The sequence below is a fragment of the Pedobacter nutrimenti genome, assembly GCF_003208655.1.
GTDB lineage: Bacteria > Bacteroidota > Bacteroidia > Sphingobacteriales > Sphingobacteriaceae > Pedobacter > Pedobacter nutrimenti.
Window position 1 is genome coordinate 244,392 of the sequence record NZ_QKLU01000002.1, and the last position, 23,335, is coordinate 267,726.

Genomic DNA, 23,335 nt, shown 5'->3' on the forward strand with positions numbered 1-23,335 from the left:
CTTTCGGCAGGGCTCATGGAAAGGGCGAAGGCTGCTTAAAAAAAATACAAATTACAAATTGATGAAAAAAACAATCTTAATACTATCTGTCCTGCTGACCTTCAGTTCGGTTTCATTTGCCCAGGAAAAAAAAGAAGTCGTTCACATTTATAACCCTCAGGCTGATGCCCAAAGGGATATCAATGCTGCGGTGCATAAAGCAAAATTGGCACAAAAAAATGTACTGGTACAGGTGGGCGGAAACTGGTGCATCTGGTGTATCCGTTTTCATGATTTGGTAAATAAAACACCTGAGTTAAAAAAGACCATCAACGATAATTTTGAATGGGTACTGGTCAACTGGAGCCCGGAAAATAAAAATACTGAAGTACTCACAAAACTGGGCAACCCCGGACGTTTCGGATACCCTGTATTTGTTGTTCTGGATGGGGATGGAAAGGTCTTGCACATCCAGGATTCCGGTTATTTAGAACGCGACAAAGAAGAAACAACGGCTGAAGGAAAAGGACATAGCATAAAAAAAACAGAAGCCTTTCTTAAAAACTGGACTTATAGCGCTGTGCATGCCCCGGCAAAATAAGGTTAAAAACACAAAAAAGCCTCCTGTCTAATGGACAGGAGGCTTTTTTGTATATCCTATTTTTTATTGTCCGTCCCCGGATTTAAAAAAGGCATTTACGGTAACCGGCAGTTTACCTGTAGGTTTCAGCTCATTTTTAAAAGCAGCTGCAGCCGCTTTCTGCATAAAATCTTCTTTCTGATAAGCCACCAGCAAGGCCTTGCTGTTTTCCAGTCCAGGCCATTGGGCTAAGTTATAAGGATTGGCAAAAACAGCCAAAAGCGCGTTTTTCTGGGACATGTCTTTCAAAAACATTTTCAGGTCCGCACTCAGGACCATTCCGTTTCCAGGCCGGCTTCTTGTATCGTGTACGCCGATAATCACCTGCTCAAACATAGCCAGTTCCCTGCTTACTTTCGCAATGTCATTGGCATTGGCACTTTTGTCCAGTGTATAAAACACCGAATTCTGATAATAAGCGCCCAGTTCTTTCTGGAAAGTGGTGACCTCAGCAGAGCCAACACTAATAATTACGGTCCTTTTGCCTTTATCCAGTTGAGGTAAAACTGCTGCACCCCGCAGCATGGTTACCGCTGCGTTGGCCAGTTCCTGTACCAGGGCAATACTCTCGGGACGGTTCACATCAGCAGCCACATGATGCTCATTGAGGGTATCCTTTCGGTTTAATCCAACCCAGTACTTGGCCATCAGGATTTTTTTAACACTTTCATCAATCCGTTCCATGCTGATTCTTCCAGAACGCACCGCTTTACGGACCAGTTTAATCGCACGCTCACTATTCTGGGACAATTCTAAAATGTCATTACCTGCAATCACGGCCATTACATCGGCCTCTCCGTCTTTGAAATACTTGATGACCCCTTTCATTTCCATGGCATCGGAAATGATGATTCCCTTAAAGCCCAGTTCTTCTTTCAGTACACCCGTAACGATCGGTTTGGAAAGCGTTGAGGGCATATGTGGCGTATTGTCCAGGGCCGGGATGTTCATATGCGCAATCATCACACCGGAAGCTCCTTCTTTAATCAGCTCGCGGAAAGGATAAATTTCCAGACTGTCCAAACGGGCTTTGGTAAAGTTTAACTGTGGCAAATCATAATGTGAATCTACATCTGTATCTCCATGACCAGGAAAGTGTTTTAAACTGACCATCAGGCCCCCATCCTGCATACCTTTCATATAGGCACCTGCTTTGGAAGCCACATTGTATTTATTTTCCCCGAAAGAGCGGTAATTGATAACCGGGTTTTTTGCATTATTGTTCACATCGGCATCAGGGGCAAGGTTCATGTGCATCCCGATCCGGCGGTAATCCCTGGCCACTTCCAAACCCATTTTATAAATGAGTTCTTTATTTTGAATGGCCCCCAGGGTCATCTGATAAGGATAAGAAATCGTACTGTCCAGGCGCATGCCCAAACCCCATTCTCCATCTGAGGTCACCAGTAAAGGCACCCTGGCCAGTTTTTGGTATTTATTGGTCAGGATGGTTTGCCTGCCCGGGCCGCCCTGAAAAAAAACCAAGCCGCCAACCCTTTCTTTTTTGATCACATTGGCCACAGAATCTTCATAGGCTTTTGTCGAATTGGTCAATGCCCGCACAAAAAACATCTGCGCAATTTTTTGACGCTTGCTTAATTTATTAAAAACAGAATCGACCCAATGATTGGGTTCTGCTAAAGTTTGTATATAAGTTTTTTTCTGAGCGTTTACCGAAGAGACAGAGGCCGCTGCAAGAAGTACAGCAACCGAAAGGTGTTTGGTGTTCATTATTTAGTGCTATGGTTAGGTCTCCAAAGTTAAACAAAAGACAGGCTTATGAAAATTCAGGGGCATAAAAAATCCCGGAACAGTGTAACCATTCCGGGACATTGTGCTTCGGGGTTGCAAACTATGGTAGTTTTTTAAAAATATTGGTCACCACCTGAGGGATATCATCGACGGCTTTCTGAGGATTGCTCAGCTCTCCTTCTGCCCAGCCCCTCCAGATTACTTTTTTTGTTTTCCGGTCAATCAGATCGATCATAATACTTCCGGCTTTAACGGTTTCCCTCCTGGCCTGACTGCCCACGTATACTGGAAAGGGATCATAATAGGAATAATAGTAAAAAGCCCTTCCCCTATAGTAGGCAAGCCTTGGGCTTAACCTTGCCGGAGGGTTATAATACATAGGCTCATTATACGTTTTTACTTCTTTATTCACCACAGCGGTGTAGCGCACCAGAATGTCCGGGTTCTGATTGTCCAGGCTCAATCCTTTTTTATCCAGCTCTTTACTGGCTGCCTCTACAATTTTATCGGTGGCGACATCATTATTGTAAAAACTGGTGGTTTTGGACTGTTCTTCCGGAATCCAGGCATAAGTCCGGTAATGCTGGCTGCTCAGGGGTTTATTGCTGACGGCATAATAGCTGTAGGAAGAACAAGCTGAAACTACAATACTCATTGTAAACAGCAAAAAAAATATTCTTTTCATGGCGATCTATTTTTTTCTTCAAGAAAGATTACTATCCTATAGACATTCCTCTGGTCAAAAAGTTTAATAAACTCTACCGGTGATGATATTAAGTTACGGTTTTTTTTTGTTTAATCATATTCCGATGACAATTCACAGGATTTGTAGCAAATCGCATACACTTTAACCATCAGCCTATTTCAAAGTCCTGCACCTTTCTGTTTTTTTTATTTTTCCATTAAAACGCTACCCAAAAGCGTTCAAGGGCTTATTCTGATGTATTTCCAATGGCCACACTAAATTTACTGGCACATTATTTCGCAAGCTGTTCCCGACAATATAAAAATGAATCATCAACACCCTTATTAAATCAGATGCGTATGAAAAAGTTATTTGTCCTGCTGACCGCCCTGTTTATTACAGGGGCAGCAAATGCCCAAAGTCCAATTAGAATTGGTATAAAAGGGGGGTTAAACCTGCCCAACATTATTAAAGAGAACAACAACAATAATTTCAGCACCAAAGTAAACCCGGGTTTCAATGCCGGCCTTACCCTTGACATCAGCCTGATCGAAGGACTTGCCCTTACGCCCGAGGTCCTGTATTCCACTAAAGGGTATAAACTGAGCTCTTCTTTTGGAGATTTTACCCAAACCACCAATTTTCTTGACATTCCGGTTCTGCTGAGTATACGTCTGGCCGGAACTGGTTTAAATGTAGTCGCGGGTCCACAGGTCTCTTTCCTGCTCTCTACCAAAAATAAATTCCAGAACGGATTTGGTTCGGTCGATCAGACGATTGTAGAAGATGACGCCAACCGATTCAAAAAAAACCTTATTGGTGGTGTAATTGGCCTCCGTTATGACATAAACAGCAATGTCGATATCCATGGCCGCTATGCTATAGATTTTCAAAAGAACAATGAAAACGGAAGTTCCAGAACACCTGAATACAAAAATCAGGTCTTTTCAGTAGGCTTCGGATATAAATTCTAGACCTTCTATTTAAGAGGATAATTACCTATTGTTGTCCTGAGCATCACTCCTATGGAGTGATGCTTTTTTTAGGTCATTTAACACACCGCACTCAGTTCATGGAGTGTTTCCTTTACATACAAACTGGCCAGACGGTCAACGACATCATCAATTTCTTCAATGGTATTGTACCTGCTGAAAGAAAAACGGATGGTTGTCCTGTCTGGTTCTACTCCCAGTGCACTTAAAACATGCGAACCCGTACCCGAATTGCTGCTGCAGGCACTTCCTCCTGAAGCAGAGATTTCCTGCTGGTCCAGGTACAGCAAAGGGGACCTGCCGTCCGGAGCTTCCGGCAAAGAAACACTTAAAACAGTGGACAAGCTTAATTTTTCATTTGCGGTATTGCCGTTGAATCTGATTCCCGGAATCCTGTTGATGAGGTTGTAGATCATTTTATTTTTTAAATGTCTGAGGTGTGGCTGATAGGCTGATGAATTGGTATAGGACAGTTCCAGGGCTTTGGCCAGACCGATGATTCCGCTTACATTTTCTGTACCACTGCGCTGGCCTTTTTCCTGTGATCCACCTAAAATCAGGGGAGCAATTGGGTCCAGGTCCTTTTTATACAGAAAGCCTATTCCTTTTGGTCCATGAAATTTATGAGCGGAGCCAACCAGGAAATCGGCCCCCAGATTTTGGGTATCAAAACGGTATTGACCCATGGTTTGTACCGTATCGGTGTGAAATATTGCGCCGTAGCTTTTACAGCAGGCGGCAATTTCCTGGATGTCGTTCAAATTGCCAATCTCATTATTACCGTGCATAACCGACACAAATGCTTTTCCATGTGCTGCCAGAAGCTGATCTAAATGAGAAAGGGATAAATTTCCTTTCTCGTCGTGCCTGAGGTAAATAATTTTGATTTCCCCACTGCGCTGTAATGCCCTCAATGGGTTTAAGACGGCAGGATGCTCAAATGCAGTGGTAATGGCTATACGTATTCCCTGCGAGCGGATGGCCGAAACAATGGCTGTATTGTCTGCCTCGGTACCTCCTGAAGTAAAGATGATTTGCTCCGGCCGGGCATTGAGTAAATCTGCGATAATCCTGCGGGATTGCTCAATAGCCGTTCTGGCTGCTTTTCCATGATGATGTGAAGAAGAAGGGTTTCCAAAGTTTTCAAAAAAGTAGGGCTCCATAGCCCTGAAAACTTCTCTGCTTAAAGGTGTCGTTGCGGCATTGTCCAAGTAAATTCTCATGTCCATTTAATTTAAAATGTTGATAAAAATTACTCATTCAGAATTTTCAGATGATGTCATCAATCTTATCTTTCTGCCACCGGCAGAAGGAATTAGCACCTTGTCGGGGACAGGTTGCTAAGACGTCACAGGGCCTTTCCCTCAGTCTTTCTGGATAAGTAAATAAGTTATAAGAACGAATTCTTGGGACAAAGATATAAATAGTCTACCAATTAAGTATACTATTTGTGAAATTTTATTTTTTATTTTTTCCAGCTGCCGCTACAGCGCTCACCAGCAGCGGCTCCATCAGCTGATAACCTTTTAAGTTCGGGTGCACCCCATCCCCGGATAAATCGGCTTTCATTCCTTTTCTTTCATCCTTCATGACCTGGTAATAATCCAGGTACACCAGTTGCTGTTCCTTTGCGTACTTTTGCAGCAGCTCATTGAGCCGGGCAATCTTTTCTACCGGCTCCAGCCCCTTTCTCCAAGGATAATCGTATACCGGCAGGACCGAACAAATGACCACCTTTATGCCATTTGTCCTGGCCAATTCCATCATAGAAACCAGGTTACCAAAAATTTCATCAACCGTTGCCGGGCCCGTATTCCCTGCCAGGTCATTGGTTCCACCAAGCAACACCAGTATCCGGGGTTTCAAATTAATTACATCCTGCCTGAAACGCAAAAGCATTTGTGGGGTGGTCTGCCCGCTGATCCCACGGTTGATGTAATTTTTATGGGCCTTAAAAAAGTTGGAATCCACCCGCTGCCACAACTGGGTAATGGAATTGCCCATCAGCACCACCCTGTTTTCTTTAGGGTGCTCCAGATCAGCATTCTGGTTGGCTTGCTGGTAAAATTTCAGGGCTGCCCAATCTTGCTCCTTTATTTTCTGTGCGGCTGGTACAGGTTTTTCCTGCGCAGGGGCTGCAAAATTAAAAACGCACACCAGAATGAAGGTGATCTTAAGAGGCTTTCTCAAATTCATAACTTAACTGCATTTGCGGATCATTTATTGTAAAATTATTGGTAGACGTCGCGATTCTTTTCTTTTAACGCTAATTTCAGCTATCCAAACTCAAACTTAACTAATTTATATGATGAAAAGATTTACAACAACCTTATTGGGGCTTGGGCTTTGTCTTTCTGCTATGGCTCAGGAGAAAACAGATCCCGCAGCCATTCAAAAAATCAGAAAGGAAGGCCTTGAAAATTCGAAGGTGATGGACATTGCGTTCCACATTACCGATGTTGCGGGTCCCCGGCTGGCCAATTCACCAGGCCTGAAACGGGCACAGGAGTGGGCTGTAAAACAATTTAATGAATGGGGCCTGAAAAACGTTCAGCTGGAAGCCTGGGGAAATTTTGGTAAAGGCTGGCAAATCGATAAATACTATGCCGCCACCACCCTTCCTTTTTACCATGCCATTATCGGTTCACCGAAGGCCTGGACACCTGGCACCAATGGCCCTGTTAAAGCGGAAGTGATCCTGATCAAAGCAGATACGGTTACCGATCTGGACAAATACAAGGGAAAGCTGGCCGGAAAGATCATTTTATTTGATCAGATGACCATCCAGCCTTTAAAAAACACCTATAAACCCGATGCGGTACGCCTAACCGATTCTGCCTTAAATGCAATGGCTGCCGCTGAAGCGGGACAGGTGGCTGCACGCCGTCCGGGCAATCCAAACAATATGATGGCCCAAATGCTAAAAATGAGGGCTACCCGTGCGGCCATTGCCGACAGGTTAAAAGAAGAAAATGCGGCCTTGCTTTTGGCTTTCGCCCGGGGCAACCATGGAACTTTTTTTACCAGCAACGGCGCTTCTTATGCCCTTGACGCCAAAGCCGTATTGCCTGAGCTGGAAATTTCTGCGGAAGATTACCTGCATATGCTCCGTTTGCTGAGGGCCGGACAAAAAGTAGAAATGGAAGCCGACATTAAAACTTCTTTTTACGATCAGGACCCTCAGGGTTACAATGTCATTGCGGAGATTCCCGGAACGGATAAAAAATTAAAAGAGGAGCTGGTGATCATCGGGGGCCATTATGATTCCTGGCATGCGGCAACCGGCGCTACAGACAATGCTGCTGGTTCAGCGGTTATGATGGAAGCCATGCGTATTTTAAAAGCCATTGATTTTAAACCCAAAAGAACTGTCCGTATTGTTTTATGGAGTTCTGAAGAACAAGGCTTGCTGGGCTCCAGAGGTTATGTATTGAAACATTTTGGAGATCCTAAGACCATGGTACTGACTCCTGATCAGAAAAAAGTAAGTGCCTATTATAACCTGGACAATGGTACGGGTGCCATCCGCGGTATCTATTTACAGGGCAACAAGGAAGCCGGGCCAATTTTCCAGGAGTGGCTGAACCCTTTCAGTGACCTGGGTGCAAAAACGGTGACCATTAACAATACAGGCGGAACTGACCACCAGGCTTTTGATGCAATTGGTATTCCGGGTTTCCAGTTTATACAGGACCCTATGGATTACAATACCCGTACCCACCATTCCAATCAGGATACCTATGACCGGCTGGTTGAAGAAGACCTGAAAAGATCTGCAACCATTGTCGCTTCTTTTGTATACCATACTTCCGAGCGTGCAGCGCAGATTCCAAGAAAAGAACTGCCAAAACCTGCCCCGGTTAACCCTTAAGCAGGGTATTAAATTTATAAAAGCGCCCGGCCGTGATTGACCGGGCGCTTTTTAATTCACGGTATTCATCCCACTTGAAGGCGGATAATAAGCCTTTCCCGACTTCAGTACCACTGGCGAGCCCCCATAAGGAAAAGTACTTCTGATCTGGTTACCGATCCTGTTTCCTGTTCCTGCATCAAACACATTAAGGGAAAGAGAAGCAGACCCCGTGCTTACATAGATCTTATCTCCGGTAAGCACAAGCTCATTCATAAAATTCCCCTCAATAGACCAAATGACATTTCCAGTAACACGATCCAATTTCATTAAACTACTTGCACTTAAATAAATGCCACTTTCATCTACAATTAAACCCGATGCAGGCACAACCAGTGCAACCGTTTTTTTCCAGACGACAGTTCCCGTAGCAGCATCCATGGCATAAACATATCTGAATTGTCCATCATAACCTTTATCGTTGTGGCTCACAAAATAAACTTTGTTGCCGTACAACACCGGAGAGCCAACAAAAGGAGCAGTTGTCAGAGAAATTTGTCCAGAAAATTTACTCCTCCATTTTAAAGTCCCTGTATTTGCATCAAGGGCATACATATAGCCTTCTCCATCAATCTGGTAATAAGCAGCACTCAGGACATAGAGCGTCCCATCCTTTGCCACAGCCATCCCCAATGAGGCAGGCGCTATAAAATCCCATTTTATGGCCCCTGTATTCACATCAATGGCGTAAAGATGTTCCCGGTAACTGATGTACAGTATATTTTTACTAATGGAAGGGTTAACTGTTGTTTGCAATGGGATACTCCACAAGGTTGCTCCCGTTGCCGCGCTTAATGCCGAGATTTTCTTTTCAGAGGTGATAAAAACTTTATTCTGAGCGTATAAGACGGCGGCATTTTCTTTTTGAACCAGGTCATTTGTCCATAAAACATCTCCCGTTTTGGCCTTAATCGCATAGACTTTTTCCTGTCCGCTGAAAATCACATCGCCGGAAACTGCGGGCACACTACGTGCGTATTCTCCCACCCTCCAGCTTATTGTACCTGTATTGGTCAATCCCATTAAACCAAGGCTATAATAACCCGTACCCATTAAAATTTGTCCCTGATAAACTTCTATATTAAAGCTCTGAGAAACCGACAGACCTTTTTTGTCGGAAGCGATGATGCGTCCTGTATAGGTTTTATCCGGCAAAAGACTTGTAAGGATATACTTTCTGTTGGGCAGATTTTTAAAAAGTATTTTTCCATCAAGTTCTATGCTGTAACTGACCGCATCACCTTCAGGATCTACCGCTTCGGTCCATTCCAGTTCCTGGGTATCAGCTTCTCTTTCCAGCATGGTTATGGTAAATTTTTGCGGAGGGTTATTGTATTCCGGTGAAAGCGGGTTTTGTTTTGAACAGGAAACCAGCAACAAGGCAATAATGGCCTGAATGAAAAGAAATTTCTTCATGAAATGGGGGTATCTTTAGAGGGTTTGGTTGGTTTTATCTCCGCAAGGATAAGGATTTCTCTGAAGATTCCATATTTCTATTCTACCCTAATTTGACCCGGCTGGATGGCGGCACTGTTTTCCAATTCTTCCAACAGTTCATCCAGTTCCAGTTTATCGTTCCCGGCACCTAATTTTTCCTTCTCCACAAGGAGTTTTTGATTGATCCATTGCAATCTTAAATCTACTTCATTAAAGACCTCGCTCCATTTTTTAACATAAATTTTATAGTTTTTTATTTTAAAAGCCAGGCCGAATTCTCCATGATGCTGGGCGTTTTCGAGTTGATTTCGAATGAAATCGTCATAATCCTGTCCAATGAGGTAAAATTCCCAAAAATAATTTCCGGCATTGAACTGGTCCACACTTAAAATGGTATTCATATAGGTTTGCACCTGGTTAAATTCTTTCTGTGTCAAACGCTTAACACTTGTCGGGCTTTTCAGCTCAACAACCACATTGTTCACCTGATTGGTCTGATAGTCCTGCCGGACGAGGAAAATGTCCATCTCTTTCAGTTTATCCGGATGATCAATTTTTTGTTTGCCCTTATCTCCCTTCAAAATATAGCTGTATCTTCTTAAGGCTTCTTCAAATTTAACCTCTGCTGCACAGACCATGTTATATTGCTCTCCAAAAATCCAGTAATGCTGCTCTATCACCCTTTGCAGGTGATCTCTTTCATTCGCCTGCAGCTCATGGTCCAACACCAGTTTTTTAAGCTGTGACAGCGTTAAAATACGGTCATGCACCAGTTTAGTTGCTTTAATTACATTGCTCAGCCTGGTGGTACTCAGCAGTTCTTTTAATTCTTCGCGGTCGCGTGCGTCCAGCCGGACCACATCGTCAAGGATCTTAAAGAGATTTTCCCTTTCGTCTGCATCAATAACCAAGTTCAACAGATGAAGAAAAGTCTTTTTCTGCTCCATATTTAGCTTAACAAACAAGGCGGGTTCAACCTCATATAATTCCTTTACCAGGGCAACGAACTCTTCTTTTTTTAACTGGTCCCAGGGATTATTGCCAAATTTTGGAAAAACCTTTTCCCGTTCAAACTGGTGGATCAGGATTTCGGAATATTTTTTCAGAAAGGGCCTCCGTTTATCTTTAAGGTATTTATCCAGAAGCTCAATCAGTTCCCGGAAGACCACATAATCGTCCCTTTCATAAAATAAACGCAGCTTTCCGGTATCCTGCGAGGCTTCGGCCTCTTCTGGCGCTATAAAATTATTAAAGAAGTTATTTCTTATAATCATAGAATGATAAAAGCGGTCCCCTTTTTTATTGAGCTTGGTTGTCATTTGGTTCTTTAGGACAAATTTGTCGTTCAGAAAATAAAACCTGGAGAACTCATCATTCAGCTTACTTTTCCATTGGATAAAATAACACTTAAAAGTAATCAGATCTGGCGTTTCTATCGTTTTTCGAATGCTGACGGGAAACTCCTGCACATCTTCAATAATTGCCGAGTAATCAACCGCAATGCCATTGATTAATAGTTTATAGCCTTTATCCTTATTGATTTCCAGGTACCAGGCAAACTCATTAAGAATATAGGGAACCAGCTTTTTCTCTATAAAGCCTGGATGAAAATGATCGGAAAAGCCGCTGAATTCAATTTTTGTTCCGGATGAACCGGAAGTTGGGACAGGCCTTGTCTTTGTAAAGCTATCCATAGAATGACTGTTAATGGAAATTTTGTAAGCAAGCAGTCCTGCTTCGGATTCAAATGTAGTTTCCCATTGAGCAAAATTGCAAAATTTAAAAAAGGTCAACCTTCCGTACCCATCCTTTCCACGCAGGGTAAAATCCTGGTACTTCCCTTTTTTTGCTTTTTCAGATTCATAAAAGGGTTTAAATTTCTTTGTCAGTTCATGATAATTTATTCCCGAGCCATTGTCCTGGATACTGAATGTGGTCAGGGTATCAATGGCGGTCCGGGCAAGCGCGTAGTCCAGATTAATTTCTGTGGCCCCGGCATCAAAACCATTCCAGATGTATTGACAAACGGCATCCTCCTGACTAAATTTTTTGAGTGTTTTTTTGATGGCCAGTGAACTGATTTCTATTTTTTCTATGTCTTCCATAAGGCAGGTCTTGATTTACAAAACTAATATTTTTAGCAAAAAAATCAATCCCAAAACCTCATTTATTTAAAAATCAGAAAATTATCCCTTAGCGATGCAGCAGAAAACAAAAAAGCCCACAGGTTTTATCTGCGGGCTTGAACCTTTTATTAAGATTTGGCGGAGAGTGAGAGATTCGAACTCTCGATACCCTTTTGGAGTATACACACTTTCCAGGCGTGCTCCTTCGACCACTCGGACAACTCTCCTTTTCAGGATTGCAAAAGTATAAAAATTTTTGAAACCTGATGAATTATATTTTTTTATTCAATTACGGTTATTTTAAGCATATTGGTTTTGCCTTTACGTTCCATAGGAATCGCAGCCGTATTGATCACCACATCACCCTTTTTAATCAATTTGTGTTTTTTAAGGATGCTGTTTACGTCCTGAATGGTTTCGTCGGTGCTTTCAAATTTATCATAATAAAAGCCCTGAACACCCCAAACCAGGCTTAAGGTATTTAACAGGTTTTCATTGCTGGTAAAAATATACGTCAATGCTTTAGGCCTGTGGCTGGAAATTTCAAAAGCCGTATATCCGCTCAGGGTCATGGAAACAATTCCTACCGCATTGGTTTGCTTGGACAGGAAACTTGCTGTATCACAAACCGCATCACTTAAAAAGCTATCTGAATTTTGTTTAAGGAATTTTTCTGAGTGAAAAGGATAGTTGTTCTGCTCAATGTTCTGGATAATCTTTTGCATGGTCTCGATCACAATCAGCGGGAACTCACCTACAGAGGTCTCTCCGCTGAGCATCACTGCATCTGCACCGTCAAGAACCGAGTTGGCCACATCGTTCACCTCTGCCCTTGTTGGCCTTGGTGTAGTGATCATACTTTCGAGCATCTGGGTAGCAATAATTACAGGTTTTGAAGCTGCACGGCATTTTTTAACAATCATTTTCTGCAGCAGGGGAACTTCTTCCATTGGCATTTCAACCCCAAGATCACCACGGGCAACCATAATACCGTCCGAAACTGCAATGATTTCATCGATATTTGCAATGGCTTCCGGTTTTTCTATTTTAGCAATTACCCTGGCCGATTTCCCTCTTTCTTTAATAATTTCTTTTAATTCGATGATGTCGGCAGCATTCCGCACAAATGATAATCCAATCCACTCCACATCATTCTGAAGCACAAATTCCAGGTTACTGCGGTCTTCTACAGTCAAAGAAGGGATAGAAACTTTTGTGTTTGGCAAATTGACTCCTTTTCTGGAGGTCAGGATACCACCGTGAACAATTTCACAAATCACTTCGTCTTTCAGATTGGTTTCAAGCACCCGCATTTGCAGTTTTCCATCGTCCAGAAGAATGATTTCACCGGCCTTTACATCTTTGGGAAAAGACTCATAGGTAATGTAAATACGCTCCTCATTACCGATACATTCTTTAGTTGTGATAATGGTTTTGCTGCCGTTTACCAGATGGATTCCTCCGTCTTTTACCATTCCGATGCGGATTTTTGGTCCCTGAAGATCGGCAAGTATACCTACATTATATTTATGTTTTTTGTTCAGGTCGCGTATGGTATCCAGTACTTCCTGGTGGTCGGCCTGTGAGCCATGGGAAAAGTTCAGCCTGCAAACATCCAAACCTGCATTGAACATACTAAATAAAACGTCTGGTTTGGCGGAGGCCGGTCCTAATGTGGCAACTATTTTTGTTCTCGAATGAAAAGGTTTCATCAATTTTACATTTATTTAAAATCAGCCTTATATGTTACGGAAATGACCCCGGAACCTGTAGATATATTTGGCTAATTTTGTTATTAAAAAAACATTATAAAATCAAATATAGTGTATTTAATACACCTTCTATATAAAATTTACATTACCAAATTCTCCCTGGACTTTAACTTATAGGGATCAATCTGTGCAGCAACCTGAATATCAGGCAGTTTATTCAGTCCTGACAAAATATAATTAAGGTCTTCTTTATCCAGAAACTGATGGATAATCATAAAATAATCCACCTTCTTCATCTCCGGAATCAGGAAACCTTCACTGTTCCTGTTGCTTAAAATAAAGTATTCGTTCTCTCCCTGTTCCACATAAAAATAATACTTGGAAAAAGCGACCGGTGCCTCATCAATATTGAAATAAACTTCGTGGTCATCGGTTTTTTCGAAATTAAAATCCAACCGGGTATTGATCTGGTGGCACAGGATATAATCTTTGAGGGAGGCAGTAATTGCAATCAGGATAAAATCAAGATCCAGGGATAATTTCAGATAGGTTTTATTCAAGGCCGGCGCTTATATTTTAAGATGCGAAATTATAAAACTAAATTTACTTTACCGTTTGAAATAAAAACATTAAAATTGGTACTGAAATAAAAACATTTGAAATGTGTTAGAATTTATTTTTCTTTGCACTGAATTATTTAACCATTAAATTATAACATTATGTCTGATATTGCTTCAAGAGTTAAGGCTATTATCGTTGAAAAATTAGGTGTGGATGAGAGCGAGGTTACCCCGGAAGCTTCTTTCACAAACGACTTGGGTGCGGATTCTTTGGATACTGTGGAACTTATCATGGAATTCGAAAAAGAATTCAATGTAGCAATTCCTGATGATCAAGCTGAAACCATTGGTACAGTTGGTCAAGCAGTTGCTTATCTAGAGAAAAACGTAAAGTAAACATACGGTCCCCGTATAACCCGTATAAATGGAATTAAAAAGAGTAGTAGTTACAGGTTTAGGTGCGCTCACTCCAATTGGCAATACTGTCCCGGAATTCTGGGATGGTTTGGTAAATGGTGTGAGCGGCGCTGCGCCTATTACAGGATTTGACACAGAAAAATTTAAAACAAAATTTGCCTGCGAGGTCAAAAACTTCAATCCGGAGCACTTCATGGATAAGAAGGAGGCCCGCAAATTAGATCCATTTGTTCAATATGCCATTGTTTCAACAGAAGAAGCTGTTAAAGATGGTGGCTTTGATTTCTCTCAGCTGGACACCAATCGTATCGGTGTCATTTGGGGCTCAGGGATTGGTGGTATCAAGACTTTTCTGGAGGAGATGAGAAACTTTTTTGCCGGTGATGGTACACCACGCATTAATCCTTTTTTCATCCCTAAAATGATCATAGACATTGTCTCTGGTCACATTTCTATTAAATATGGCTTAAGAGGGCCAAATTTTGCAACTGTTTCTGCTTGTGCTTCATCCACTAATGCGATGATTGATGCCTTTAACTATATCCGTCTGGGAATGTCGGATGTAATTATTTCAGGTGGTTCAGAAGCCATTATTAATGAAGCCGGTATTGGTGGATTCAATGCAATGCACGCGCTTTCTACACGTAATGATGATCCTGCTACTGCATCAAGGCCTTTTGACAAGGACCGTGATGGTTTTGTTGCCGGTGAAGGTGCCGGTACAATTATTCTGGAGGAACTGGAACATGCAAAAAAACGTGGAGCGAAAATTTATGCAGAAATCGTCGGCGGCGGTATGAGCGCTGATGCAAACCACATTACTGCACCACATCCTCAGGGGCTAGGTGCGAAAATGGTCATGACAAACGCATTAAATGATGCAAAACTGTCTACCGCTGATATTGATTACATCAATGTCCACGGAACCTCAACTCCTCTTGGCGATATTTCTGAAACACAAGCAATTGTAGACCTGTTTGGTGAAGATGCTTATAAATTAAACATCAGTTCGACCAAATCAATGACAGGTCATTTACTTGGCGCTGCTGGTGCTGTTGAAGCCATCGCAGCGATCCTTGCCGTTCAAAATGACGTCGTCCCTCCAACTATAAATCACTTTACAGATGACCCTCAGTTTGATTCAAAACTGAATTTTACCTTTAATAAAGCCGAAAAACGTCCTATACGGGCTGCGCTAAGCAACACTTTTGGTTTTGGTGGCCATAATGCATCTGTAATTTTTAAAAAGTATGAGGAGTAAGACCAAATAGTGATATTTGCTACAATCGATGCCTTTATTTAACCTATATAAACTCCATTTCTCACGGGATCGGGAGTTTATAAAAAAGCTGAAAAATATTTTAGGCTTTGTGCCTGGTAATGCCATTTTATATAAAATGGCATTCAGGCATCGTTCTGTCGCAAAAATATTGAAGAATGGCAGCCGGAGCAGCAATGAGCGTCTCGAATTCCTGGGAGATGCCATTTTGGGTTCGGTAATCGCAGAATTGCTCTTTAAAAGCTATCCCTATAAAGAAGAAGGTTTCCTGACAGAAATGCGTTCTAAAATCGTAAACAGGGCAAACTTAAATCAACTGGCCCGAAAAATGGGGTTTGACCAGCTGATCATCTTTGACCAGAAAATGGTTAATGTGCAGACCAAACACCATTCTATGCTTGGTGATGCCTTTGAAGCGCTTGTAGGTGCAGTATATCTGGATAAAGGCTATAACTTCACCAAAGAGTTTTTATTAAAGCGCATTGTAAAACCTTACATCGACATCCATACCCTGGAGCAAACCGAAACCAATTTTAAAAGCAAATTAATTGAATGGTGCCAAAGGCATGGCAAGGACATTACTTTTGATATGATTGACAACGGAGAAGGTGAAAGTGCAAAACTCTTTACCGTACAGGCGGTTATTGACGGCGAAAGCTTTGGCATTGGCAGGGACTACAATAAAAAGAATGCAGAAAAACTTGCCGCCGAAAAAACCTGCGAAAGCCTTTCTATCTAATTTTATTTCTTTTTAAGGGTATCGCTGTACTTTTTATACGAATCCCGGATGTATTTAATGGCGTCATATTCTGTCCATTTACTTGCGACAGAATAGTCCGGCCGGTAATTGAGCATAAAATCTTCCAGCTCCTTTCCTTGTAGTTCTGTATGCTTTTTAATGAGTGCTTCATTAAAAAAACCATCTATTTCAGTTTGCTGCAATTCATTTGCATAATATTTACCAAACCTCCTTGCATTCCTGGGCGTGCGTCCAAACAGCTCATACACTGCGGTAAGCGGAGAAAAGAAATAAGACAGAATAGGTGGTTTACCGGCAAAAAAAGCCCCCTTATCCCGGAAATCTTTTTTGATCGCATCCATTTCCTGCTTTTTAGTTTGGCCATAGATGTTGACCTGGTTAAGCATATTGCCTTTGTTGAGCTGTACCACCAGGTCTTTATAGGAGCGGACGACAACTTCTGCGTCTGAAAAATCACTTTTAAATACAACAAGGGTATCCCCTATGTTTGCACGAATCTGAAACATCCCTAAATCGTTACTGCTCACCACGCCATTGGTTTTTCTATTGACAATTCCGGCCTGACCTACACGGTTCACTGTTCCGTTTTCTTTAATAACTCCTGTTATTAAAGTACCCTGTTGCGCAGAAACCCTTAAAACAGCGATCTGTGAGCTGATGATTACAATTAAAATATATAGGGCGTTTTTCTTCATATCTCATGTATAATACAACAAATTTACTTATATGTTTTCAGGATCAGTGTTAAAAATCCTATATGTCATGTTAAAAAAAGTTAAATACAACCTGCTGGCTTTAAATTTATCTAAACGATTAGGAACCATAGTTTTCAACCATTAAACAATAAATCATATCTTTGCACATGATAAAATCAATGACAGGTTACGGCCTGGCCTCTACTGATCATGAGAATGTTAAATTTGCAGTAGAGATCAAATCTTTAAACTCCAAATTTTTGGAACTCAGTTTAAAACTCCCAAGGGCTTATTCTGAAAAAGAATTATTGCTGCGCAACCTGTGCAGCAAAGATATTGAACGGGGAAAAGTAAATGTTTCGGTTAATATTGAACGCAGTGCTGACCAGCTAAAAGGCGCACAGATCAATGCCGCCCTGCTGACGAAGTACTATAAACAGCTGGAAGCATTAAATACCGATTTAGGGGCAAACTCCAGCAATCTTTTACAGGCCGCTCTGAATTTCCCCGATGTCATCAATTATTCTGAGGAGGAAGTGAATGAAACCGACTGGGAAATCCTTTTGAGCACTTTTACAAAGGCCATGCAGAACTTTAATCAGTTCAGGGAAACTGAAGGTGCTGTTTTAAAAGCTGATCTGGAATTAAGGATTAAAAATATTCTTGGTTTTTTTGCGCAGGTAGAGGTCCTCGAACCGCTTAGAATTCCCCAGGTCAGGGCCAGACTGAGCCAGTTTCTGGAAGACAATGTTGGCAAGATCAACATAGATCAGAACCGCCTGGAGCAGGAGCTGATTTATTACATAGATAAATTAGACATTACCGAGGAAAAAATCCGTTTAAAAAGTCATTGTGAATATTTTACACAAACTTTAAAAAGCAAGGATGCCAACGGTAAGAAATTAGGTTTTATTTCACAGGAGATCGGAAGAGAGATTAATACGATGGGCGCTAAAGCTAACGATGCTCAAATACAACAGTTAGTTGTTGGAATGAAGGAAGAATTGGAAAAAATTAAAGAACAACTGTTAAACGTACTTTAGTGTGCTGAAAGAAACAACAATGAAACAAGGTAAACTGATCATATTTTCGGCCCCTTCCGGTGCCGGAAAAACAACTATAGTTAAACATTTGCTCAAGAAATTTCCTTCTTTGAGCTTTTCCATTTCCGCAACCACCCGTGAATCCAGAGGAGATGAAAAGCATGAAAAAGACTACTATTTTATTTCCAAAGAAGCTTTTTTACATAAAGTAGCCCATCAGGAATTTGTTGAATTTGAGGAGGTTTATAATGGCACTTTTTATGGTACCCTGCGCTCAGAAATTCAAAGAATCTGGAATGAAGGCAAACATGTTATCTTTGATATTGATGTAGAGGGAGGCTTACGTCTAAAGCGTAAATACGATGGAAATGCCCTGGCGATATTTGTGCAGCCGCCTTCTCTGGAAGTGCTTAAAGAGCGTTTAAGCGGGCGTGGCACAGATAGTGAAGAGAAATTAAAGGAGCGCTTTATTAAAGCAGAAAAAGAGTTAAAATACGCCGATAAATTCGATGTGATCCTTAAAAACTATGATCTGGATGAAGCTTGTGCGGAAGCGGAGCTGCTGATTGGAAATTTCCTGAAAGAAGATTGATTGTAATTTTCAAAAGATCCTTCTGGTACATGATCAACATTAAACATAGATAAATGAAAACCGGGCTGTTTTTTGGTTCTTTTAATCCGGTGCACACCGGACATCTGGTCATTGCCAGCTATATGGCAAATTTTACAGACCTGGATGAAGTGTGGATGGTCGTTTCTCCCCACAACCCCCTAAAAAATAAAAAGGGCCTCTCCAATATGTATGACCGCCTGGAAATGGTAAGACTGGCCACAGAACATGCTGAAAAACTAAAGGTAAGTAATATAGAGTTCGGACTTCCGCAACCCTCTTATACGGTGGATACCCTGGCTTATTTAAAAGAAAAATACCCGGGCAGGGACTTTGCCCTGATTATGGGCGCAGATAACCTCGTATCTCTTCATAAATGGAAAAATTACGAGGTTATCCTGAACAACTACCGGATTTATGTCTATCCCCGGCCCGGAGCAGACCTTGGACAATGGGAAAAACACCCTTCGGTGGTGATTACCGATACCCCGCAAATGGATATCTCTTCGACTTTTATCCGTAAAGCCCTTCAGGATGGCAAAAATGTACGATACTTTTTGCCAGACCCTGTGCTGCACTTTATAGAGGGAAAAAACATGTACCGTTAAGCCCTTGTTTTAAACCGCCCGGTACAGTAAAAAAATGGCTGGCCGTTTATGCAGGTCAATGCGTTCTTTACGCCAAAAAGCAATAGACTGCGTTTTAATGTACTCCGACGGTGAGGTCAGGTCACAGGCAATACACAACAGGGTTTGTGGGGCTGCGCTTTTCAGTACATCCTCCAACAACTGATTGTTGCGGAACGGGGTTTCAATGAACAACTGGGTTTGTTTATATTTTTGGGCCAGTTGTTCCAGTTCTTTCACCCTTCTTGCTCTTTCGGCTTTGTCTATTGGAAGATATCCATGAAAAGTAAAGCTCTGTCCGTTAAAACCCGAGGCCATCAATGCCAGTAAAATTGAGCTTGGTCCCACAAGAGGAACCACTTTTATGCCTCTCCGGTGTGCCTCGGCAACAATGTCTGCGCCAGGATCGGCAACACCAGGACACCCGGCTTCACTCATTAGCCCAACATCTTTCCCGGCCAGTAATTCTTTAAAAAAAGGTGCAAGGGATGTATTTCGTTTGTGCTTTCCGTAATCATGAATGGTCAATTCACTTTGTGGACGCTTTAAGCCTGCTTCTTTCAGAAATTTTCTTGCGGTCTTTTCGTTTTCTACAATATATGTACTGATCTCATTAATCACCTCACCTGCATAAGGGGTAAATGATTTTCCTGTTGTTTCTTCTGCAAGCGGTACAGGGACCAGGTATAAAATGCCTTTTTCCATAATTACTTTAAATCCATTAATCCGGACCAATTTACAAAAGAAGTAAAATTATTACTGGGGCACACTAAAGCCTTTGAATTATTATCTATTCCTCTGTTTTTCATCGGCCCATTATTATATTTTTCTACACTTTGTTTAAATTGTACCCAAAGGGGGACAAATATACAATGGTCATTACCACTGGTCTTAAAATATTATTAGGCCTTATAAACTAATTATATTGCAATATTTTACATACAAATTAAACCGTTCTTATACTTTGGAACTCAATTTGATAGAGAATACGTACACACAAAACACACACAAATGAAAAGAATGTTCAAACTGCCGGTTTTAGTGCTGGGACTACTGTTCCTGCTAACCGGGACTGCGCAAAAAGTTGCCGCGCAGGAAAACGATGTCTCCCTGCAGACATTTTATGATGAATTGTCTCCCTATGGAACCTGGATACAGGACTCCCAATATGGCTATGTCTGGAGACCGGACGTAGACCAGGCTGATTTCAGGCCTTACTACAGCAATGGACGCTGGGTGATGACCGAATATGGCAATACCTGGGTGTCAGACTATAATTGGGGCTGGGCACCTTTCCATTATGGAAGGTGGGTGCTGAACCAGTTTAACCAATGGTTATGGATTCCCGATACCACATGGGGACCTGCATGGGTGAGTTGGAGAAGTGGTGGCGGATATTATGGCTGGGCGCCACTATCACCAGGTATAAACATCAATATTAATTTTGGTGGAGGTTATCATATTCCAAATTCCTGGTGGTGCTTTATTCCCCAAAGCAATATTTACTACAACCGTTACCCACGTTACAGAAGCTATAATAATGTAACCATCATCAACAATACAACCATTATCAACAATGTTTACAGGGGTGGCAGGAATACCTACTATACTGGTCCTGGAAGAGACGACATCAGACGTGCAACCAATCAGGATGTACGCGTTTATAATGTAAGCAGAAGCAGCAGACCGGACAGAACGGGGATCACCAACAACACTGTTAATATTTATAATCCAAGATCATCAAGAAGTAACGATGGCCGTACAGTTGCACCTAGGAATGCGATTTCACAAAGTGAGTATACCGCCAGCCGTGGAGAACGTTCCAGCCGTGGAGATGTCACAGATCGTGGGAATAATTTTGGCAACAGACCTGATCGTGGAGAAAGAAACCCAGGTAGCAATACCCCGGGTAACAACATGAACAACACCCCTGGACGTAGTTCCAGAGACCAGAATACCACTCCTGGAAGGGACTTTAACCGTGGCGATAACCCGCGCCCTGCCACCGATGGGACACAACCGGTAAGAACACCGGACAATGGAAACTTCAACCGTCCGACAAGGACTGACAGGGGAAATTCTTCTGGTAGTTTCCCGCAGCAAAGGCCTCAGCAATGGCAAAGACCAGAATCCGGTCAGCCTGTTCAACCGAACCAGCCTGCACAACCGGTTCAGCCAAGACCTGACCGCAGTCAGCGGCCGGAGCAGCCTGCGCGTACGGAGCAACCTCAACGCTGGCAGCAACAGCCTTCTCAGCCCCAAAGGATGGAAAGGCCCCCACAGCAACAGATTCAACCTCAAAGAATGGAAAGACCTCCGCAACAGCAGGTACAACCTCAAAGGATGGAAAGGTCACAGCCTCAACAAAGTGCCCCGGCCAGAGAAAGCCGCGGAGAACAGGGAGGTGGTGAAAGGGCTTCCAGAAGCGGCAGAGGCTAGCAAAATACAACAGCATAAAAACCGGTCATTTAATGGCCGGTTTTTTTCATTATCTTTGCAGCCTTTTATCAAGCCATACGCTTAACCCTTTATGATTCACCCGGAAATAGAAAAACGAAAAACATTTGCCATCATAAGTCACCCCGATGCCGGTAAGACCACTTTAACTGAAAAATTCCTGTTATTTGGTGGGGCTATTAACACTGCAGGGGCGGTAAAACGCAACAAAGCCAATCAAAGTAATACTTCCGATTTCATGGAAATCGAAAAACAACGTGGAATCTCTGTTGCGACTTCGGTAATGGGTTTTGAATACAGTGGAAAAAGGATCAACATCCTGGATACACCCGGACACAAGGACTTTGCGGAGGACACCTACCGGACCTTATCTGCAGTGGATAGCGTGATCCTGGTTGTAGACTGTGTAAAAGGGGTCGAGGAACAAACGGAAAAACTGATGGCCGTATGCCGTATGAGAAATACGCCGGTTATTATTTTTATCAATAAAATGGACAGGGAGGGTAAAGATGCCTTTGATCTGCTGGATGAAATAGAGAGCAAGCTAAATATTAGCCTTTGCCCCTTATCCTGGCCTATTGGCCAGGGACACACCTTTAAAGGGGTATACAGCATTTACAATAAGCATTTAAATCTTTTTGAACCTGATAAGACCAAAATCAGTGATCCGGTGATTGAAGTGAATGATCTGGATGATAAAAATTTGGAAAATTTTCTGAAACCAAAAGAACTCGAGGGGCTTAAAGGTGATCTGGAACTGGTCCATGGCGTTTATGGGGAACTCGACAACAGTCTGTATACAGATGGATTGCTGGCACCGGTATTTTTTGGCAGTGCGATCAATAATTTCGGGATCAAGGAATTGCTGGATACCTTTATCAAGATCGCTCCAAGTCCAAGAAGCCGGGAGGCCGAGCAGCGGGAAGTTTTGGTGGATGAAAAGAACTTCACAGGTTTCGTTTTTAAGATCCATGCCAATTTAGATCCCAAACACCGTGACCGGATTGCTTTTTTAAGAATCTGCTCCGGAAAATTTGAGCGTAACAAGTTCTATTTTCATACCAGACAAAATAAAAAACTGAAATTTTCCAACCCAATGGATTTCATGGCAAATGAAAAAAGTATAGTGGAAGAAGCCTGGCCGGGAGATGTTGTTGGTTTATATGACAGTGGAAACTTCAAAATCGGCGATACGCTTACTGAAGGAGAACAATTGCAATTTAAGGGCATTCCGAGCTTCTCTCCTGAAATATTTAAGGAAGTGGAGAACAGAGACCCGCTAAAAACAAAACAGCTGGAAAAAGGCATACAACAGCTGACTGAAGAAGGCGTTGCCCAGCTGTTTACCCAGCAACCCGGAAACCGTAAAATTATTGGTGCTGTTGGGGAACTCCAGTTTGAAGTGATCGCTTTCCGTTTGGAACATGAATATGGGGCTAAGGCGTATTTCAGAACCTTAAGCTACAGCCGCTCCAATTGGGTCACCTCTAAGGACAAAAAGAAACTGGAAGAATTCCTGAAACGGAAACAACAGCATATCGGCGAGGATAAAGACGGCAACCCGGTCTATCTGGCCGATAACGACTTTATGATCAATATGACCATGAGGGATTATCCGGATATTGAATTTCATAAAACATCTGAGTTTAAATAAA

At 42.2% G+C, this 23,335-nt stretch carries 21 protein-coding genes, 1 tRNA gene and 1 riboswitch; of the genes, 11 read left to right on the plus strand and 11 right to left on the minus strand.

Annotated elements, in window-relative coordinates; genetic code table 11:
- Positions 1-61: 61 nt before the first annotated feature.
- Entirely contained in the window at positions 62-580 is a 519-nt protein-coding gene (locus B0O44_RS05745) for a thioredoxin family protein (protein WP_110828051.1), read from the plus strand.
- A gap of 63 nt (positions 581-643) precedes the next feature.
- On the opposite strand, the gene B0O44_RS05750 is transcribed toward B0O44_RS05745, so the two are convergent.
- Both B0O44_RS05750 and B0O44_RS05755 read right to left on the minus strand, forming a co-directional pair.
- The gene (locus B0O44_RS05750; RefSeq protein ID WP_110828053.1) at positions 644-2,350 is read right to left on the minus strand and encodes a glycoside hydrolase family 3 protein; all 1,707 of its coding nucleotides are present in this window, start codon (positions 2,348-2,350) and stop codon (positions 644-646) included.
- 121 nt (positions 2,351-2,471) lie between these two features.
- Positions 2,472-3,056 (minus strand): DUF4136 domain-containing protein, encoded by a 585-nt coding sequence (locus tag B0O44_RS05755; protein WP_110828056.1) that lies wholly within the window; start codon positions 3,054-3,056, stop codon positions 2,472-2,474.
- A gap of 359 nt (positions 3,057-3,415) precedes the next feature.
- Between B0O44_RS05755 and B0O44_RS05760 the strand changes: the two genes are divergently transcribed.
- Entirely contained in the window at positions 3,416-4,030 is a 615-nt protein-coding gene (locus B0O44_RS05760; RefSeq protein ID WP_110828057.1) for a porin family protein, read from the plus strand.
- Between the two features lie 77 nt (positions 4,031-4,107).
- Here B0O44_RS05760 and B0O44_RS05765 read toward each other — a convergent pair whose 3' ends face one another.
- Both B0O44_RS05765 and B0O44_RS05770 read right to left on the minus strand, forming a co-directional pair.
- Positions 4,108-5,271 carry a cysteine desulfurase family protein gene (locus B0O44_RS05765; RefSeq protein WP_110829152.1) on the minus strand — a complete coding sequence of 388 codons (1,164 nt, stop codon included), beginning with the start codon at positions 5,269-5,271 and terminating at the stop codon, positions 4,108-4,110.
- A gap of 62 nt (positions 5,272-5,333) precedes the next feature.
- A riboswitch (SAM riboswitch) is annotated at positions 5,334-5,432 on the minus strand.
- Between the two features lie 74 nt (positions 5,433-5,506).
- Positions 5,507-6,244 carry an SGNH/GDSL hydrolase family protein gene (locus tag B0O44_RS05770; RefSeq protein WP_110828059.1) on the minus strand — a complete coding sequence of 246 codons (738 nt, stop codon included), beginning with the start codon at positions 6,242-6,244 and terminating at the stop codon, positions 5,507-5,509.
- Between the two features lie 109 nt (positions 6,245-6,353).
- Between B0O44_RS05770 and B0O44_RS05775 the strand changes: the two genes are divergently transcribed.
- Positions 6,354-7,919 (plus strand): M28 family metallopeptidase, encoded by a 1,566-nt coding sequence (locus B0O44_RS05775; RefSeq protein WP_245943603.1) that lies wholly within the window; start codon positions 6,354-6,356, stop codon positions 7,917-7,919.
- Positions 7,920-7,970: 51 nt separating this feature from the next.
- On the opposite strand, the gene B0O44_RS05780 is transcribed toward B0O44_RS05775, so the two are convergent.
- From B0O44_RS05780 to B0O44_RS05800, 5 genes are all read right to left on the minus strand, one after another.
- Positions 7,971-9,374 carry an outer membrane protein assembly factor BamB family protein gene (locus B0O44_RS05780; protein WP_110828063.1) on the minus strand — a complete coding sequence of 468 codons (1,404 nt, stop codon included), beginning with the start codon at positions 9,372-9,374 and terminating at the stop codon, positions 7,971-7,973.
- Between the two features lie 77 nt (positions 9,375-9,451).
- Complete coding sequence (locus tag B0O44_RS05785; protein ID WP_110828065.1) at positions 9,452-11,500, minus strand: ATP-binding protein; 2,049 nt, start codon at positions 11,498-11,500, stop codon at positions 9,452-9,454.
- Positions 11,501-11,657: 157 nt separating this feature from the next.
- Positions 11,658-11,748: transfer RNA gene (locus B0O44_RS05790), tRNA-Ser, on the minus strand.
- A 54-nt stretch (positions 11,749-11,802) separates the two neighbouring features.
- Positions 11,803-13,233, minus strand: a complete 1,431-nt coding sequence (pyk, locus tag B0O44_RS05795) for a pyruvate kinase (protein WP_110828067.1) — start codon at positions 13,231-13,233, stop codon at positions 11,803-11,805.
- A 140-nt stretch (positions 13,234-13,373) separates the two neighbouring features.
- The gene (locus B0O44_RS05800) at positions 13,374-13,793 is read right to left on the minus strand and encodes an IPExxxVDY family protein (protein ID WP_110828069.1); all 420 of its coding nucleotides are present in this window, start codon (positions 13,791-13,793) and stop codon (positions 13,374-13,376) included.
- 159 nt (positions 13,794-13,952) lie between these two features.
- Here B0O44_RS05800 and B0O44_RS05805 point away from each other — a divergent pair, with 159 nt between their 5' ends.
- Genes B0O44_RS05805 through rnc form a run of 3 tightly spaced genes read left to right on the plus strand, consistent with a single transcriptional unit; the run spans position 13,953 to position 16,228 of the window.
- Positions 13,953-14,189 (plus strand): acyl carrier protein, encoded by a 237-nt coding sequence (locus B0O44_RS05805; RefSeq protein WP_031266521.1) that lies wholly within the window; start codon positions 13,953-13,955, stop codon positions 14,187-14,189.
- Positions 14,190-14,217: 28 nt separating this feature from the next.
- A complete protein-coding gene (gene fabF, locus B0O44_RS05810) occupies positions 14,218-15,471 on the plus strand; it encodes a beta-ketoacyl-ACP synthase II (RefSeq protein ID WP_110828071.1) in 1,254 nt (417 codons plus the stop codon).
- A 28-nt stretch (positions 15,472-15,499) separates the two neighbouring features.
- Positions 15,500-16,228: a ribonuclease III gene (rnc, locus tag B0O44_RS05815; RefSeq protein WP_211321323.1), complete on the plus strand. Its 729-nt coding sequence runs from the start codon at positions 15,500-15,502 to the stop codon at positions 16,226-16,228.
- Between the two features lie 2 nt (positions 16,229-16,230).
- On the opposite strand, the gene B0O44_RS05820 is transcribed toward rnc, so the two are convergent.
- Positions 16,231-16,944 (minus strand): hypothetical protein, encoded by a 714-nt coding sequence (locus tag B0O44_RS05820; protein ID WP_110828073.1) that lies wholly within the window; start codon positions 16,942-16,944, stop codon positions 16,231-16,233.
- A 179-nt stretch (positions 16,945-17,123) separates the two neighbouring features.
- Here B0O44_RS05820 and B0O44_RS05825 point away from each other — a divergent pair, with 179 nt between their 5' ends.
- Genes B0O44_RS05825 through nadD form a run of 3 tightly spaced genes read left to right on the plus strand, consistent with a single transcriptional unit; the run spans position 17,124 to position 19,205 of the window.
- Positions 17,124-17,987, plus strand: a complete 864-nt coding sequence (locus B0O44_RS05825) for a YicC/YloC family endoribonuclease (protein ID WP_110828075.1) — start codon at positions 17,124-17,126, stop codon at positions 17,985-17,987.
- A gap of 19 nt (positions 17,988-18,006) precedes the next feature.
- Positions 18,007-18,579 (plus strand): guanylate kinase, encoded by a 573-nt coding sequence (gene gmk / locus B0O44_RS05830; RefSeq protein WP_110828077.1) that lies wholly within the window; start codon positions 18,007-18,009, stop codon positions 18,577-18,579.
- Positions 18,580-18,632: 53 nt separating this feature from the next.
- Positions 18,633-19,205 (plus strand): nicotinate (nicotinamide) nucleotide adenylyltransferase, encoded by a 573-nt coding sequence (gene nadD, locus B0O44_RS05835; protein WP_110828079.1) that lies wholly within the window; start codon positions 18,633-18,635, stop codon positions 19,203-19,205.
- 9 nt (positions 19,206-19,214) lie between these two features.
- On the opposite strand, the gene B0O44_RS05840 is transcribed toward nadD, so the two are convergent.
- The gene (locus B0O44_RS05840) at positions 19,215-19,928 is read right to left on the minus strand and encodes an SAM-dependent methyltransferase (protein WP_110828081.1); all 714 of its coding nucleotides are present in this window, start codon (positions 19,926-19,928) and stop codon (positions 19,215-19,217) included.
- A 306-nt stretch (positions 19,929-20,234) separates the two neighbouring features.
- Here B0O44_RS05840 and B0O44_RS05845 point away from each other — a divergent pair, with 306 nt between their 5' ends.
- Positions 20,235-21,662: a DUF6600 domain-containing protein gene (locus B0O44_RS05845; RefSeq protein ID WP_110828083.1), complete on the plus strand. Its 1,428-nt coding sequence runs from the start codon at positions 20,235-20,237 to the stop codon at positions 21,660-21,662.
- Between the two features lie 91 nt (positions 21,663-21,753).
- Complete coding sequence (locus B0O44_RS05850; protein ID WP_110828086.1) at positions 21,754-23,334, plus strand: peptide chain release factor 3; 1,581 nt, start codon at positions 21,754-21,756, stop codon at positions 23,332-23,334.
- The last annotated feature ends 1 nt before the right edge of the window (position 23,335 follow it).

What these genes read in the sequence shown, in the direction of transcription:
- B0O44_RS05745 (WP_110828051.1), top strand. Translation starts at nt 62, where the DNA reads ATGAAAAAAACAATCTTAATACTATCTGTCCTGCTGACCTTCAGTTCG.
- B0O44_RS05750 (WP_110828053.1), bottom strand. Translation starts at nt 2,350, where the DNA reads ATGAACACCAAACACCTTTCGGTTGCTGTACTTCTTGCAGCGGCCTCT.
- B0O44_RS05755 (WP_110828056.1), bottom strand. Translation starts at nt 3,056, where the DNA reads ATGAAAAGAATATTTTTTTTGCTGTTTACAATGAGTATTGTAGTTTCA.
- B0O44_RS05760 (WP_110828057.1), top strand. Translation starts at nt 3,416, where the DNA reads ATGAAAAAGTTATTTGTCCTGCTGACCGCCCTGTTTATTACAGGGGCA.
- B0O44_RS05765 (WP_110829152.1), bottom strand. Translation starts at nt 5,271, where the DNA reads ATGAGAATTTACTTGGACAATGCCGCAACGACACCTTTAAGCAGAGAA.
- B0O44_RS05770 (WP_110828059.1), bottom strand. Translation starts at nt 6,244, where the DNA reads ATGAATTTGAGAAAGCCTCTTAAGATCACCTTCATTCTGGTGTGCGTT.
- B0O44_RS05775 (WP_245943603.1), top strand. Translation starts at nt 6,354, where the DNA reads ATGATGAAAAGATTTACAACAACCTTATTGGGGCTTGGGCTTTGTCTT.
- B0O44_RS05780 (WP_110828063.1), bottom strand. Translation starts at nt 9,374, where the DNA reads ATGAAGAAATTTCTTTTCATTCAGGCCATTATTGCCTTGTTGCTGGTT.
- B0O44_RS05785 (WP_110828065.1), bottom strand. Translation starts at nt 11,500, where the DNA reads ATGGAAGACATAGAAAAAATAGAAATCAGTTCACTGGCCATCAAAAAA.
- pyk (WP_110828067.1), bottom strand. Translation starts at nt 13,233, where the DNA reads ATGAAACCTTTTCATTCGAGAACAAAAATAGTTGCCACATTAGGACCG.
- B0O44_RS05805 (WP_031266521.1), top strand. Translation starts at nt 13,953, where the DNA reads ATGTCTGATATTGCTTCAAGAGTTAAGGCTATTATCGTTGAAAAATTA.
- fabF (WP_110828071.1), top strand. Translation starts at nt 14,218, where the DNA reads ATGGAATTAAAAAGAGTAGTAGTTACAGGTTTAGGTGCGCTCACTCCA.
- rnc (WP_211321323.1), top strand. Translation starts at nt 15,500, where the DNA reads ATGCCTTTATTTAACCTATATAAACTCCATTTCTCACGGGATCGGGAG.
- B0O44_RS05820 (WP_110828073.1), bottom strand. Translation starts at nt 16,944, where the DNA reads ATGAAGAAAAACGCCCTATATATTTTAATTGTAATCATCAGCTCACAG.
- B0O44_RS05825 (WP_110828075.1), top strand. Translation starts at nt 17,124, where the DNA reads ATGACAGGTTACGGCCTGGCCTCTACTGATCATGAGAATGTTAAATTT.
- gmk (WP_110828077.1), top strand. Translation starts at nt 18,007, where the DNA reads ATGAAACAAGGTAAACTGATCATATTTTCGGCCCCTTCCGGTGCCGGA.
- nadD (WP_110828079.1), top strand. Translation starts at nt 18,633, where the DNA reads ATGAAAACCGGGCTGTTTTTTGGTTCTTTTAATCCGGTGCACACCGGA.
- B0O44_RS05840 (WP_110828081.1), bottom strand. Translation starts at nt 19,928, where the DNA reads ATGGAAAAAGGCATTTTATACCTGGTCCCTGTACCGCTTGCAGAAGAA.
- B0O44_RS05845 (WP_110828083.1), top strand. Translation starts at nt 20,235, where the DNA reads ATGAAAAGAATGTTCAAACTGCCGGTTTTAGTGCTGGGACTACTGTTC.
- B0O44_RS05850 (WP_110828086.1), top strand. Translation starts at nt 21,754, where the DNA reads ATGATTCACCCGGAAATAGAAAAACGAAAAACATTTGCCATCATAAGT.